The 13,309-nt window shown below is 39.2% G+C and carries 15 protein-coding genes and 1 pseudogene; 8 read left to right on the top strand and 8 right to left on the bottom strand.

Annotated features, from left to right (window positions below):
- Positions 1-227 precede the first annotated feature (227 nt).
- The gene (locus ACUVXA_RS07495) at positions 228-767 is read left to right on the top strand and encodes a methyltransferase family protein (protein WP_445870622.1); all 540 of its coding nucleotides are present in this window, start codon (positions 228-230) and stop codon (positions 765-767) included.
- 169 nt (positions 768-936) lie between these two features.
- Positions 937-1,518, top strand: coding sequence for a class I SAM-dependent methyltransferase (locus tag ACUVXA_RS07490; RefSeq protein WP_445870626.1), 582 nt, complete (start codon positions 937-939; stop codon positions 1,516-1,518).
- Between the two features lie 12 nt (positions 1,519-1,530).
- On the opposite strand, the gene ACUVXA_RS07485 is transcribed toward ACUVXA_RS07490, so the two are convergent.
- The 5 genes and pseudogenes from ACUVXA_RS07485 to ACUVXA_RS07465 form a co-directional block, all read right to left on the bottom strand.
- The gene (locus tag ACUVXA_RS07485) at positions 1,531-1,740 is read right to left on the bottom strand and encodes an ATP-binding protein (protein ID WP_445870625.1); all 210 of its coding nucleotides are present in this window, start codon (positions 1,738-1,740) and stop codon (positions 1,531-1,533) included.
- Between the two features lie 100 nt (positions 1,741-1,840).
- On the bottom strand, positions 1,841-3,067 hold the full coding sequence (locus tag ACUVXA_RS07480; RefSeq protein WP_445870621.1) for an NAD(P)/FAD-dependent oxidoreductase: 1,227 nt from the start codon (positions 3,065-3,067) through the stop codon (positions 1,841-1,843).
- A gap of 196 nt (positions 3,068-3,263) precedes the next feature.
- Positions 3,264-3,500, bottom strand: a complete 237-nt coding sequence (locus tag ACUVXA_RS07475; protein ID WP_445870627.1) for a hypothetical protein — start codon at positions 3,498-3,500, stop codon at positions 3,264-3,266.
- 42 nt (positions 3,501-3,542) lie between these two features.
- Positions 3,543-3,971 (bottom strand): annotated as a pseudogene (locus ACUVXA_RS07470) (class I SAM-dependent methyltransferase); the annotation flags it as partial.
- 123 nt (positions 3,972-4,094) lie between these two features.
- The gene (locus ACUVXA_RS07465) at positions 4,095-5,201 is read right to left on the bottom strand and encodes a lipoate--protein ligase family protein (protein ID WP_445870620.1); all 1,107 of its coding nucleotides are present in this window, start codon (positions 5,199-5,201) and stop codon (positions 4,095-4,097) included.
- Between the two features lie 254 nt (positions 5,202-5,455).
- Between ACUVXA_RS07465 and ACUVXA_RS07460 the strand changes: the two genes are divergently transcribed.
- The 5 genes from ACUVXA_RS07460 (at position 5,456) to ACUVXA_RS07440 (ending at position 9,521) form a co-directional block, all read left to right on the top strand.
- A complete protein-coding gene (locus ACUVXA_RS07460; protein ID WP_445870619.1) occupies positions 5,456-6,739 on the top strand; it encodes a double-cubane-cluster-containing anaerobic reductase in 1,284 nt (427 codons plus the stop codon).
- Between the two features lie 24 nt (positions 6,740-6,763).
- Entirely contained in the window at positions 6,764-7,549 is a 786-nt protein-coding gene (locus ACUVXA_RS07455) for an acyl-CoA dehydratase activase (protein WP_445870618.1), read from the top strand.
- Between the two features lie 222 nt (positions 7,550-7,771).
- Positions 7,772-8,296, top strand: a complete 525-nt coding sequence (locus ACUVXA_RS07450) for an LURP-one-related/scramblase family protein (RefSeq protein WP_445870617.1) — start codon at positions 7,772-7,774, stop codon at positions 8,294-8,296.
- Between the two features lie 179 nt (positions 8,297-8,475).
- Positions 8,476-8,874: a hypothetical protein gene (locus tag ACUVXA_RS07445; RefSeq protein WP_445870616.1), complete on the top strand. Its 399-nt coding sequence runs from the start codon at positions 8,476-8,478 to the stop codon at positions 8,872-8,874.
- A gap of 134 nt (positions 8,875-9,008) precedes the next feature.
- Positions 9,009-9,521, top strand: coding sequence for an LURP-one-related/scramblase family protein (locus ACUVXA_RS07440; RefSeq protein ID WP_445870615.1), 513 nt, complete (start codon positions 9,009-9,011; stop codon positions 9,519-9,521).
- A 34-nt stretch (positions 9,522-9,555) separates the two neighbouring features.
- Here the strand turns inward: ACUVXA_RS07440 and ACUVXA_RS07435 are convergent, their stop codons facing one another.
- The 3 genes from ACUVXA_RS07435 to ACUVXA_RS07425 all read right to left on the bottom strand — a co-directional run bounded on the left by ACUVXA_RS07435 (position 9,556) and on the right by ACUVXA_RS07425 (position 12,813).
- Complete coding sequence (locus ACUVXA_RS07435; protein WP_445870614.1) at positions 9,556-10,776, bottom strand: SufB/SufD family protein; 1,221 nt, start codon at positions 10,774-10,776, stop codon at positions 9,556-9,558.
- Complete coding sequence (locus tag ACUVXA_RS07430; protein WP_445870624.1) at positions 10,749-11,480, bottom strand: ABC transporter ATP-binding protein; 732 nt, start codon at positions 11,478-11,480, stop codon at positions 10,749-10,751. Before ACUVXA_RS07430 ends, ACUVXA_RS07435 begins: the two co-directional genes overlap by 28 nt.
- A gap of 250 nt (positions 11,481-11,730) precedes the next feature.
- Positions 11,731-12,813 carry a glycosyltransferase gene (locus ACUVXA_RS07425; protein ID WP_445870623.1) on the bottom strand — a complete coding sequence of 361 codons (1,083 nt, stop codon included), beginning with the start codon at positions 12,811-12,813 and terminating at the stop codon, positions 11,731-11,733.
- 227 nt (positions 12,814-13,040) lie between these two features.
- Between ACUVXA_RS07425 and ACUVXA_RS07420 the strand changes: the two genes are divergently transcribed.
- Positions 13,041-13,309: hypothetical protein (locus tag ACUVXA_RS07420; protein WP_445870613.1), on the top strand; the 269-nt coding region annotated here is incomplete at its 3' end.

The raw sequence follows: 13,309 nt of genomic DNA, 5'->3' as shown, positions 1-13,309 counted from the left end.
TAAAATTTTAATTAATTAATCTTTTTGTTACTGCAAAACAGTGTTTTTTGGACAGACCCAACTTTATATTTTTTTAGTTTCGGCTAATTGGGTAAAATGTATGATTGGTTATTTGGTTGTAACATGATGGTTTCAATTTCTGTAATTTTGGTATCGTTGTTAAGTAACTAGTTAACAAACAATATTATTATATATTTAATTAATACATTGATATAATAGGTAAGAAAATGATAGAAGTTGATGAGAAAACCAGGGAAAGAAAGCGTTGGGTGGCTCTGATTAGCAGCGGTATAGTGGTCGCGGTTATTTTTCCGATTATTGGAATCTATGTTTCGATACTGGTCGATTCTTGGTTCAGCTTCCCAAAGTTAATTTCTGAACCATACAACTTTATCCTTGCAGCTGCTTTTTTTGCGGTTGGACTATTTTGGGCCGTATGGGCAAATATTGGCCTCTTCCGAAGAGGAGAAGGAACCCCGATACCAAGGGAAGAGATTGAGACAAGGAAGCTAGTTGTGAATGGAGCTTACAAGTACTGCCGAAATCCTATGATTTTTGGTTATATACTTATTTGGATAGGTCTCGGATTAACCTTCAACTCCGTGTTTCTCACGTTCGGAATTACTTCAATAGTAACCATACTACTTGTGGCATTTGTAAAACTCTGGGAAGAAAAAAACCTGGAGAAACGCTTCGGCAAATCCTACACTGAGTACAAAAATAGTGTTTCTTTCCTGATCCCTATGCCGCCCAAAAAACAAAAATAATTCACACAAAGTATTTTTTATATTTCATTATTAATAGGAATTGGGAATTTTGAAAAGGTTCTGGTATGTTGATGGGGAATGATTGATTGGTGGTTAGTGCTTCAATGCATTTTGATTATATTTTTGATTTTTTTCATATTCTTTTTTGTTATCGTAAGAATCATTAGGCATTATTACCATTTTCCAATTCCGGGCTTTTTTACACAACTTATCGATCCCGATTCGCAGAAGAGTCATTCAAAGGCCGGAGGTGTTGGCTGAGCGGATGCGGCTTAAACCGGGCATGATTATTGTGGAAATTGGACCGGGTAAGGGTAACTATACTAAGGCTGTGGCTGAGAGAGTTCTCCCAGGTGGAAAGGTGTATGCTATTGATATTCAGAAATCTGTTATTGAGCGCTTAAAGAAGAGAACAGAAAAGGAGGGAATTACCAATATTATTCCCAAAATTGATGATGCGTATAATTTGTCTTTCACCAATGAAAGTGTGGATAGAATCTTAGCCATTTGTACTCTGCCAGAAATTCCAGAACCCGGGAAGGTTCTGCGTGAATTTCATCGAATTTTGAAGCCAGATGGCTTGGTATGCCTGAGTGAGGTTTTACCAGATCCGGATTACCCAAGGCGAAGCACGGAGAAGCGCTGGGCTTCTGAGGCGGGTTTTGAATTAAGAGAGGAATTTGGAAACTTTTTCTTATATCAGCTGAATTTCGGTAAAAATCGGAATAGGTTAATTAAAGGTTTGGAATGATTAAAAATTTACTTAGGTGTCTGGGAAAATTACCCCTTTTCCCCCTTCGGGATTATTAAAATCGATTGCCTCGGTTTCACACACATCCCAGCATGCCCCGCACTCAGAGCAATCTAAATAATTGACTGGCTGGTATATGTTTCCAACTCTTTGCCACACGTTTTGGGGGCATATCTCAGCGCAGTTACCGCAGGCTATGCACCTTTCTTCTATTACTCTAATAAATTGTGATGGTTCTTCCTTGTGGTGTTTTAAAGGAAATTTGTTTTATATCTCCATTTTTACATCTCTCCTCATTTTTGAAACTCATTAAACTCTTTATTTATGTGCTTGGTAATCCCAGAGCTTCCAAGCGATAAAGCAGTTTGGCGGCTTTTTCCAGTTTTCTCATATCATTCTCCTTTACCCCGTCTTTCAGCATAAATGGGACTGGGCTTGCATACCAGTGACTTGCAGCAATCATGGTGTTTATGATCTCTTCCTGTGGTCTCTTTAGGAGGTAGTCCTTTAGGGTCTGCCCGTATATTCGCATAGTTTTGAATAGGGGATCGTTCTTCCATCTGGTCTCATAATTTACTAGGGTTTCTTCAGAAGCATCTCCAGACGATATAGCTTCTGCAGCGGTTTCTGCAGCGTATTTTCCAGACATAAGGGCGAAGGCCATCCCCTCACCGATGAATGGTTGAACGAATCCCGCAGCGTGTCCAGTGATCATGAGACCGGGGGCGTATGTTTTCTCAATGATTTTTTCCGGGTCGGTTCGGATTCCCCAAGATTTTATTTTTCCTCCCTTAATTTTTTCCTTAATTATGGGTTCATTTAGAAATTCGAGGGTCTGCTGTCTAATATTGAGACCTGGTGTCATGTATCCTCCGCCCACTCCCATACTTACTCCATCCTTTAGGGGAAATAGCCAATTAAGACAGTAGTTGGAGCCTCCAAGTGTAAGGTACCATTCACACAATTGATTGAATCTTTCCTTAACAACCTTTTTTGAAAGTTGGATAAAAGCCGTAGCGTATAGTACATTATCGGTACCTGCTCTTCTTCCTAGTAATCCAGCCTTACGCGCAACAATGGAGTGAGCTCCTCCGGCGTCAATAACTACTTCTGCATAAATTTTTTCTTCCTTATCCGTGATAACGCCAACGACTCGGTCATCCTCCTTGATGATATCTATGATTGTTGTAGCAGTTCTTAACTCGGAGCCAGCATTGCACGCCTGCTGAGCATGCCAGGGGTCAAACTTTGTTCTGTGAATCGTGTACATTCCATAACCGCCCATGCCGGTTTCAAACATGCAGTACTTACCATTTCTTTGAATGTAGTAAACCCGACTACCTGGAACTTTAACCTCTATGGGCCCCTCTAGGACATAAGGAGCATAAACCGTGCCTGTGGCTGTGATTGCACTACCGCAAGCATTCTTAGTCCCGGGAGTCTGGGCCTTCTCTAATTGAACCACCTTTAATCCAAGTTCAGCACATCTTTTAGCGGCGGCTGAACCAGCCATTCCGCCACCAACAACTATTACATCATATTTCTCCATAAAATCCCTCTTTCCAGCTAGTTTTTGTTTTAAATATAAAAAATTAATGTTCATAAGAATACAAAACTTCACGGATTTTAGAAATTAAATCCTAAAATTCGCAATAATAAATTACACATTGAAAAATAGTACTCTTTAAACAAGAAAACCTTTCAGATTCAGGCGGTTATAAAAAATTGTTTTTTAATTGCTTTATTTACCTTTTCTGCATTATGAAAAACATGGCCCCAAATAATTCAGGATTTTTCTTATACATGTCTACTTCACGTTGTTCATCATTCAAAATCTTGAGAGCCTCGGGATTATTACTGTATTTTCTCCGAAGTTCATTTATTCTTTTTTCCAAAGGCTGGTAATACTCAACCCACCAAGCATTTTCTGGCAAAATGAAATGGCCAATTATCTCATAGCCACATTTCGGAATTTGTTTCAATTTATTTCCAAGATTCCTATTTTCAGCATGAATAACTAAAAAGCCATTAGTTTTTAAGAATCGTCGCCACCCCATTAATCCTCTTTTGAAACCAATAAATTGTATTGACCCCTCTGACCAAATAATGTCAAAACTTTCTTCTGGGAAATCCGTACTAGATAATGAACCTTTAACCGTTCTAACTCGATCTGAAAGCCTTGCCTGGTAATGTAGATTCGCCCGATTCTACCCCTTATTTTTGGGTTCTAAATTGGAAAATAAGCTCTATAAAAGCTCCTTTTTGAGGTAGAATCGAACGAAACTACATCGCCGCCTTGCCTCTTCAATCTTCTTATTAAGTTCATCTAACAAAGATTGGTCGATGTCTAAACCTATTATCTCGCCCTGGCTTAACCTAGCAAGTTCCACCGTTGCAACCCCGGAGCCACAGCCAATATCCAGTATGCGTGGTTTGTCCATTTCTGGAAGCATCTGAAATGCTTTTCTAGTATATTTAATAAGACGTTCTCTTATTTCATCCTTATTTAACTCGTTTAATATGTCCATTGTCCTTAAACCATGAGCATTTTTTACTAAAAAAATAATATTTGGGTGTTATTTTCCGTAAATTGATTCTCGGGCTGCTATTAACGCTTTTAAGAAATCCTCAGCCACAATTTCTGAAGTTCCCCAATTGGGATCCTGATAAGCCACCTTAATCTTCTCCAGCATAGCGTCATCATCCTTTATGGATAATCCTACCAGCGATTTTTCCACTTCCCTAAGCACCGGCACCGGTTTGGCGTAGAAGTCTCCGCAGAAGAACATATCCTTAATTATGCCATCTGGATCCACCAAAACTCTGGATTCCACGAGTTTGCCCGTTTTGTATCTACCCAACCCCATCTTATAGTTTGAGGGTGCCTCAGAGAATCTTCTCTTACTGGAGAGAGCATAAATATGTTCTTCGGACTGAAACCTTGGAGTCAATGACTCTATCATATCTACCTCCTCCTTGCTGTAGGTTCCGGGCGTAAATTCCACGCCAAATTCTTCCTGAAACACTTTGTAAACCGCACCCGAAAACTCGTAAGGATTCGGTTGATATCCGATCTCCGCCTCCACTCCTCCCTGATACTCCTCAAAGGTCTTAATCTTTTTATCCTTGAACTTTTCCGCAGGAATCCTGCCAATCTTAGGCAATATCTCCGAGCTTATATAACCGGGCATATTTGTGGAAACAACCGCGTAAATTCCAAACATCTCAGTAACTCCCACCGCACCCAACTTTCTGCCACTCCCCTCTGCCCGCACATCATCCGGAGGATAATACTTCGCATCCTCCACCCCCAAAACCTTGTAAACCTCAGTGAGAGCCTCTCCCGACTTGTGAAAAGCGTCTTCCATGGAAGAAAAAACCGAACTATCAGCAATTATTCCTAAAGCTATTAATCCGGTGGGGTCGAGGAAAATTGTTCCTCCTCCGATTCCCTCTATCCTCCTACTAATTTCAATATTATGCTTCTTAGCGAGTTCTACATCTATGTCCGTGTCAATGTCTTGGAAATAGCCGAAGGAGATACAGGGCTTGGGAAAATAGTAAATGGCAACCCCGTTGGGAATCTTGCCAGCGGCTCTATTGGATAGGGCTGCAATTGGAACAGTCATGGTCTTGGCTGCGGTTCCTTCTATGTCCAAAATAAATCTCCACTTATCACTCATTACATATACCCCATTTTTACGAATATTAAAGGAGTTACATAATTTACTGAAATTTCCATAAAAAATATATTGGTTTTTAGAGATGTTGTATGATTTTCTTTTTCTTCTGATCTTTTGCTGTTTGGGGTTTTTACTGTTTTTCTTGGGTCTGCTTTTTATGAATTTTAACGAAAAATTTATATTAAATTTTATTATATCTAGTATCAAAAAATCTAATATACAATGGCATTAAGAAATTAGAAGAGGTAATAATTATGACGACGGATTATAGGAAAATGTGGGAAGACCTAGATATAAGTATGAAAAAACACGACCAGCTATTGGCAGTTCTACCACTAGTATATCAGGACGTGTATCTCACTCAGAAAAATAGGCCCCAAGCTATGGAGTACTACGACTTTGTAATCTCCGGAGTGCATGGAATAAGGATAAAGGAGCTTTTAGAAGCTAAAGAGGGCGGTAAAAAGGTTGTGGCATATTTCTGCCTATATGTTCCTGAGGAGCTAGTTATTGCTTCTAATGCAGTTTTGGTAGGCCTCTGTGGTGGCTCAAATTTTGTAGACCAAGAAGCAGAGGAAGTATTACCAAGAAACATTTGTCCCCTGATTAAGGCTTCCTATGGGTTTAAAGCTGCCCGAATTTGTCCCTACTTCCAGGCCGCCGACATTTGTGTTGGAGAAACAACCTGCGATGGAAAAAAGAAGATGTACGAACTATTAAACGAGCTTTGCCCCGTATATACAGTGGAGGTACCTCAGAAATCAGACACAGAACAAGCCAAAGAACTCTTTTATAAAGAGCTGAAGATTCTTAAATCTAAACTGGAAGAACTTACGGGCCACAAAATTACTGTGGAAGATTTAAAGAAATCAATAAAAATGGTTAATGCAAAGAGAGCGATTCTTGATATGCTTATCAAAACCAGAAAAGCGTCACCTTCACCCATAAGTGGTAAAGATTCCCTGCTGGTTTCTCAAATCGCTTTCTATGATGATCCTCAACGATTCACTCAAAAAACCACGGAGCTGGTGAAAGAACTTGAGGAACGGATTAAGAAAGGTGAAGGTGTGGTGGACGCTAATGCTCCAAGGATAATGGTTTCGGGTTGCCCTATGGCTGTTCCCAACTGGAAACTTCATCACATAGTTGAGAGCAGCGGAGCAATCATAGTAGTGGAAGAGTCTTGTGTGGGAACAAGATATACCAGTATGGGTCAAATAGACAGCTCTGCAAATACTGTTGATGGGCTTTTGAAATCGATTGCTGAAGCTTATTTAAGCATTCACTGCTCCTGTTTCACACCGAACACTGAACGGGTAGAGGATAATGTTAGATTGGCTAAAGAGTTCAAGGTGGATGGCGTTATCCATTACACTCTACAGACCTGCCACGGTTATAACATTGAAGCCGCCAAAATTGAAAAAGTCCTCAAGGAAATCAATGTACCTATGCTAAAAATAGAAACCGACTATAGTAACGAAGATGCGGGTCAACTCACTACCAGAGTGCAAGCTTTTCTAGAGATGCTTAAAAAGTAAAATTATTTCTTACCTGTGATTACGATGAGCGCTATGGTTGTCGGACTGGATATGGGTTCAGTGTCAACCAAAGCTGCGGTGCTTGAAGATTCTCAAATGGTGGGGTACGCAATACTCCCCACAGGATTTAATCCTCAAGATTCTGGTAGAAAAGCGATTGATGAGGCCTGCGGGAAGGCGGGAATCACTCCAAAGGATATTAAATACATTGTGGCGACTGGTTATGGGCGTATAAATGCTCCTTTTGCTAATTCCAGAGTAACAGAAATAACCTGTCACGGTAAGGGAGCCTTTTTCAAGAATAATTTTGCTCGTACTGTGATTGATGTGGGTGGGCAGGATAGTAAAGTTATTTCAATTAATGAGAAGGGCCGAGTAGTGGATTTTCAAATGAATGATAGATGCGCGGCGGGAACTGGAAGATTTCTAGAGGTTATGATGAGAACACTTGAAATGAACTATGATATTGTGTCGAATGCTGCAGTTAACTCTAAGAACCCCTCAAAAATTTCTAATATGTGTACCGTCTTTGCAGAGTCTGAAGTAATAACACTATTGGCGAAGGGGGAAAGCAGGGAAAACATTGCAGCGGGACTATGCAACTCGATTGCTGAGCGGATAGCAACAATGGTGAAAAGAATAGGATTAAAAGAAGAAGTAGTTATGACCGGAGGAGTAGCAAAAAACAGAGGCGTGGTCAAACTACTGGAAACTAAACTCAACACAAAAATATCGGTTCCTATGGAGCCGCAAATAATCGGCGCACTGGGAGCGGCACTAGAAGCCCAGGAAGCTGTTCTCGAAATATAAACTTTAGGCCGAACTATTTTTCATACTGCTTTTGAATAGTTAACTCTAAATCGTGATGTAGCTACTTTATTTTGGCCTTTATAATTCAGAAAGGAGTAGTATAAGTGCTCCTTTAGAATGCGAAATTGAAAGAATCTATATGGCACTTACACAAACAATAAAATTAAATAGCGATGTTTCATCTCTCAATAGTAATGTTTCATACTTTTTAGAGGTGTGTGGATGGATTTATTTGACTATAGTACTTATCTTGTCGAACAAAAATTATTGACTGCTCGTTACACTCTTATTATAAAGAATGAAAAGGGGCAAGAGTTGGGTAAAGCAGTTAGTAAATTTCTTTCTTTCCGGGGAAAAATTGAATTCACTGATAATCAGGGACGGAAGGTTGGCTCTGTTGAGGGAAAAATCTCTGCTAGACCCACCTTCAAAATTATAGACCAAAACCAGAAACATATAGCTACTATTAAGGAGAAGATTTTAACAATTCGTGACGACTGGTGGGTTGAAAATCTAGAGGGTGAAAAGATGCTCGTAGTGAAAGGCGATGTTTTAGGTTTAGAATACAAAATTGAGGACAAATCGGGTTTAGTGGTCGCCGAGGTATCCAAAAAATTCTGGGCTATACGCGACCATTTCGGGGTTAAAATAAAATACGATTTTGATCCTTTCTTAATACTCTCTATTGTGGTGGCAATAGGTTTTCAAAAACAAAGAGAGGATAGTGCTGTAGCATCCGCCTCCTGAATAACTGGGTAAAATTCTATACAGTTAACAATGACTTTTTATGGATGTTAAATTTTTTTGTGGTGTTCTTAGAGTATTATTCATAGCATATACAGGAATAAAAAGTACAGAGCTTTTTTATTTATAGACAAACTCGCACTGGTGAGGGCCCCTTTCCAAAAAGTTAAGAGCTGATTTTAATGGATAAAAGGATTGATGAATTAATGGAGAAAATTAAATCCTCAATCCCTCGGAAAAGTTATTTGGCTTTGATGGATGAGGATGGAAAAATTCATTATAATAATTTCCACAGTGGATTAAACGGGTTGATTAGAAACTTTGCTCCCGCGATTAAAACACTGGATGTGGGAGATTACCAGATTAAAAACTATGCGAAAACCTGTTTAATCATCTACAAGGTCAGTGAGCGATTAGCCTTACTTGCAGAAAGCTACGTGAAAGAAGGTTTACTCATTTTTACAATAAAAAACATAGCAGAAAACCTCAAAGACCAATTTATCGAACTAGACATTCTACTAATGTTCTTAGACATGGCCAAGGAAGAAAAGGAAGCCAAGATAACAGAACAACTAGTATAAGATTTTTTTAGCTATTCTCAATTTTCTATCTTCCCGTTTTTATAAAATCAGGGTCGCCATGTTTATGATTTTTGTCAGAGATACATAAAAAATATTAAATCGGCTATTGATATTTCTCCTAAGAGGTTTTAGATATGGGCATATTTGATTATAGAACTTATATTATTGATGAAAAATTGCTCTCAGTGCGTGACACGTTAGTGATTAAGGACGAGAAAGGGGAAGAGCTGGGTAAGGCTATTAAAAAAATCTTAACTATTAGAGAGGAGATCGAATTCATTGACAATCATGGAAAAAAAGTAGGCTTCGTTAAGAGAAAACTGTTGACTCCCCGAGCCGCTTACGAAGTCTTTGACCAGGACAAAAAGCGTATAGCTAATATCAAAAAGAAGGTAGTAGCCATCGGTGATGACTGGTGGGTGGAGGATCCGGCAGGCAAAAAAATACTCAATGTTGATGGAAACATACTAGGTTTAGAATACAAAATAGAAGATAAATCGGGTCAGGATGTAGCCCAGGTATCAAAGAAATGGGTTTCAATTAGTGACCAGTACGGGATTCGCATAACTTCCGACGTTAATCCTTTGCTGATACTGGCAGTAGTGACCGCCATAGACATGGAAAAAGAGAGAAAGGATAAATCCTAATTAACGGGGGGAATTATTTAGTATAAACGGAAATTTATAGTCCTCTCGCAGTAAGGTCTATGGCCAGCTTAATTTCTTTTTCTAAGAATTCCGGTAAGCCGAAGATACTTATATCCATGAAGCCTCTTACAATTAGAGAGGCTGCTTCCTCCTCTGAGAAGCCTCTCGCCATGAGGTACTGTACTTGTTCCTCGGCTATTTTTCCTACTGCTGCCTCGTGTGAGAGTTCGGCTCCACTAATATTGGCGGTAAGCTCTGGAATAGCGTGGATTGACGCTTTGTCTGACAGTAGGAGTCCACTACATTCAAGGTGTGCTCGGCAAGTTCCCGTGTTTCCGATGAGTATTCCCCTAGCGTAATTTTTAGACTCGTCTGTTGCGATGACTCTTGATACCACTTCCGCTCTGCTTTCTTCCCCGTCTAGAATTACTCGGGATCCAAGGTCGATTTCGGATTTACCACTAGCATAGATTACCGAGTTAAAAAGCGCGGTTGATCTATCTCCCTTGCAGTGTGCTGTAGGGAAGGTTTGAATACTTCTCACTGGCTTCAGAAGTACATAATTGTTGATAAAGGTGGCATCGTTTTCTAATAGCACTGAGGTACGGGGACGAACATCAATATTTTGCTGCCAATTATGAATCATGGTAAAGGTCAATTTGGATCCTGGTTTTAGATACATTTCTGAGATTCCTACATGAAGTCCTTTGCGTACAGTTGCGTGTACAACACACCCCGTGATCATTTGAACCTCAGAGTTTGGCTCAAGGATAACCACATTGTGCACATTCTGGTCAACGCTCTCATTCGCCATAAACATGCAGGACTGAAGAGGAAGAGTAACTTTGGCTCCTTCCTGGACCCGAATAAAGTATCCGTGGTCCCATTCCAGCTCAGCGAGGGCTGTGTACTTATCAGTGTCAACTTGGACAAGGTTCCACCAGTAATCTTGGAACCAGTCATATTTTTCCAGAGCAGTCTTAGTACTCATTATCTCGACCTTTTCTTTAAACACCTCATTTGTGTTGCAGGAAACAACGGAATGGTCGATCTGAAAGAATGTTCCCGCTCTCTCACCCAGCTTAGGGGTGACACCACAACTCAGGGCACCCACCTGGATATCTTCCGGAAGATCAGTTATCTCTGACTCTTTCCATTCATCCACATTTCTTGAATATTCTTCTAGTTTCAAGTCTGGACCGTAAGTTGCTGGTTTATTAAGTGCGCTTAAAGCTTTTTCTCTAAGGTCGGACATCGTTCACACCACCAGTAACCCTCTCTCATAATATGATCTAGTGTTTTAATCGGCTCACCTGAACAGGCTATACACCCATCAATTATCACATGGGCTTTATCTGCTCGTACATAGCGGAGAATGTATCCCTGATGTGTGATAAGAATTCCCGAATTATCCATTAGAAGCTCATTGATGACTTTTCCAATCAATTCCAGGTTTTCCACATCAACTCCGGAATCCGGTTCATCTAGCATAAGGAATTCGGGTTTCTGCACCAGTATTTGCAACACTTCGGAGCGCTTGACTTCACCTCCGGAGAAGCCATAATTAAGGTCTCTTTCTAGAAAACTTGCTGTAAAATTCATTTTTCGCGCTAATGCTTTCTCCCCGCCTAATGTTGCAATGTTTTTCTTATTCATATTATTTATAATGTCTCCTAGTTTTACACCTTTAATGGTTGGAGGATGTTGAAACGTTACTCCAATTCCCATTTTTACTCGCTCATTTGTGGGGAGGTCTGTGATGTCTTTGCCCTTGAAAAGAATTCTTCCCGAAAGAACTTGAAACTTCGGAAAGCCAAGTACAGTAAAAATGAGAGATGACTTTCCGCTGCCATTGGGTCCAAAAATAACATGCACTTCTCCCTTAGGAATTACTAGATTAAAATCGCTTAAAACCTTTTTACCATCAACACTCACATTTAGGCTCTCAATCTCTAGGATGTTCAACTTCCCACGTCCTCTAAGCTATATGTAAATGATTTGCCTCACAATGATAGAAATACTTTACAAACTTCACTCTTGTTTAAACGACATGGTTTTATATATATTTCTGTGACTTAAAAAAAGGTTCACTCCAGTTATGTTTGAAGTTTTCAGAGCTTTAACTCTTTTTCATAATTTAATTTGCTTCAATGACAAGTAAAAAATTGAAAATAAGAGATGCTTTGATCCAAAACAGAATCCAAAATGGTTAAAAATAATTCTCATTCAAAATTTCCATAAAGTAGTTTAATCCATTCCCCAGTTTTAAAATCTCATTATTATAATCTGATTCTTCTATCATATTTATTATGTCTCTTTCCAGATTTTCCACAATTTTTCCAAAACCGTAGTCTTGCACCATAAGCTGGTTTTTCTTTTTTTCCATATGAGATTTTGCTGGGAATATTAATAGGGGTACACCGTAAATCACAGCTTCAGATATGGTTCCGAAACCACTTCTCGAGATTATTAGATCAGAAGCATTAATGTAGTTATGAATATGCGGAACGTAACCCATAACTTTTAAGTTTCTGGGGGGCTCGTCTTCAATTTCTCTTGAATCCAGAACTGGTAGAATCACTAAGAAATAAATATCCGGGTGTTCATATGCTAGCCTTCGGTAAGTACAGAGATCATCATTTCTTTCTTTTCTATTGTATTTGTAAGGTCTACCAGTAATAGTTACTAAACGTTCCCTCTTGCATAATTCTAATTCCCTTCTGATCTGTGACTCGGATTTCGTCAAGTCTCTTACTATTGGCGGAAAGATTTTTTCACAGTCCACAATTTCTGGTCTGAAGTCCATAATGAAGCTCTCAGAGATTCTTAGAAATGAACGTGCTCGCTCCGCGAATACTATTGGTACTTCTATTGCGTTCGTGTAGAAGTTCATTCTAAGATCATACCACTTATACTTGTAGGGCAAATAGTGAGAAATGTTGATGGTCCTCATTCTCGGTACATATGTAAGATGTGGGTTGTAATCATTTATTAACACATCATATCTCATACTCATGATTGAACACTTTAAGAAATCAAGAGGAAAATTTAATCCATCATATAGTAGTCTCAGAACAGTTAGCGCTGTGTTAAGGTCACCATTCTTCCTATATACGTAATTCACTCCGTGAAGACTAATATTATAGGTCAAATTGAGATTGGAAAAAGGTCTCACTCTTTTCTTGTCGCTGAACACGAGGCAATCCGTATTATTATTTCTAGTCAGTCTTGACGCTATCGCACCAGCTCTCATAACGTGACCATACCCCTCATTAGTGGGACACAAGACCACTTTCAAGCGGGAATAATCCAAATCATAGATTGGCTTTTCTAAAAGGCTCAATGAGGATTTAAAATTAAAAAATTTTGTAAAACCCTTCTTTCTGTAATAAACTATATGTCCTTTGGTTTTCGAGCTTTCTGTTAAAAATCTCATATTGTCAATCTTGTTTTTGCCGTATTAAAAAGCTTATTAAATATTATTTGCTTATAATTTTAAAAAGAATCGGGGGAATCCGAATGAGTTTAAAAAAGAAAAAAGCTTTAATCATTTGCGCTCTTCTGCTACTTCCCCTTGCAGGATTGACGGTAAGCGGAATATTATGTTCTCAAAGTAATCCTAACAACTCTCTACTATGTTTTTCTGCCATTGGATATACTGACGGATCGGGTATTTTAGTGAAGGATGTTAGTGTAATTTACTTCAATTCTGATACAGAGCATGATATAACCCAGTATCGTCCTCCAGATTGGGATATTTCTTCAATAAACATAACTCTCTCCAATAT

The organism is Candidatus Jordarchaeum sp., from assembly GCF_052745115.1.
This window is presented reverse-complemented; position numbering and strand designations above follow the sequence as displayed.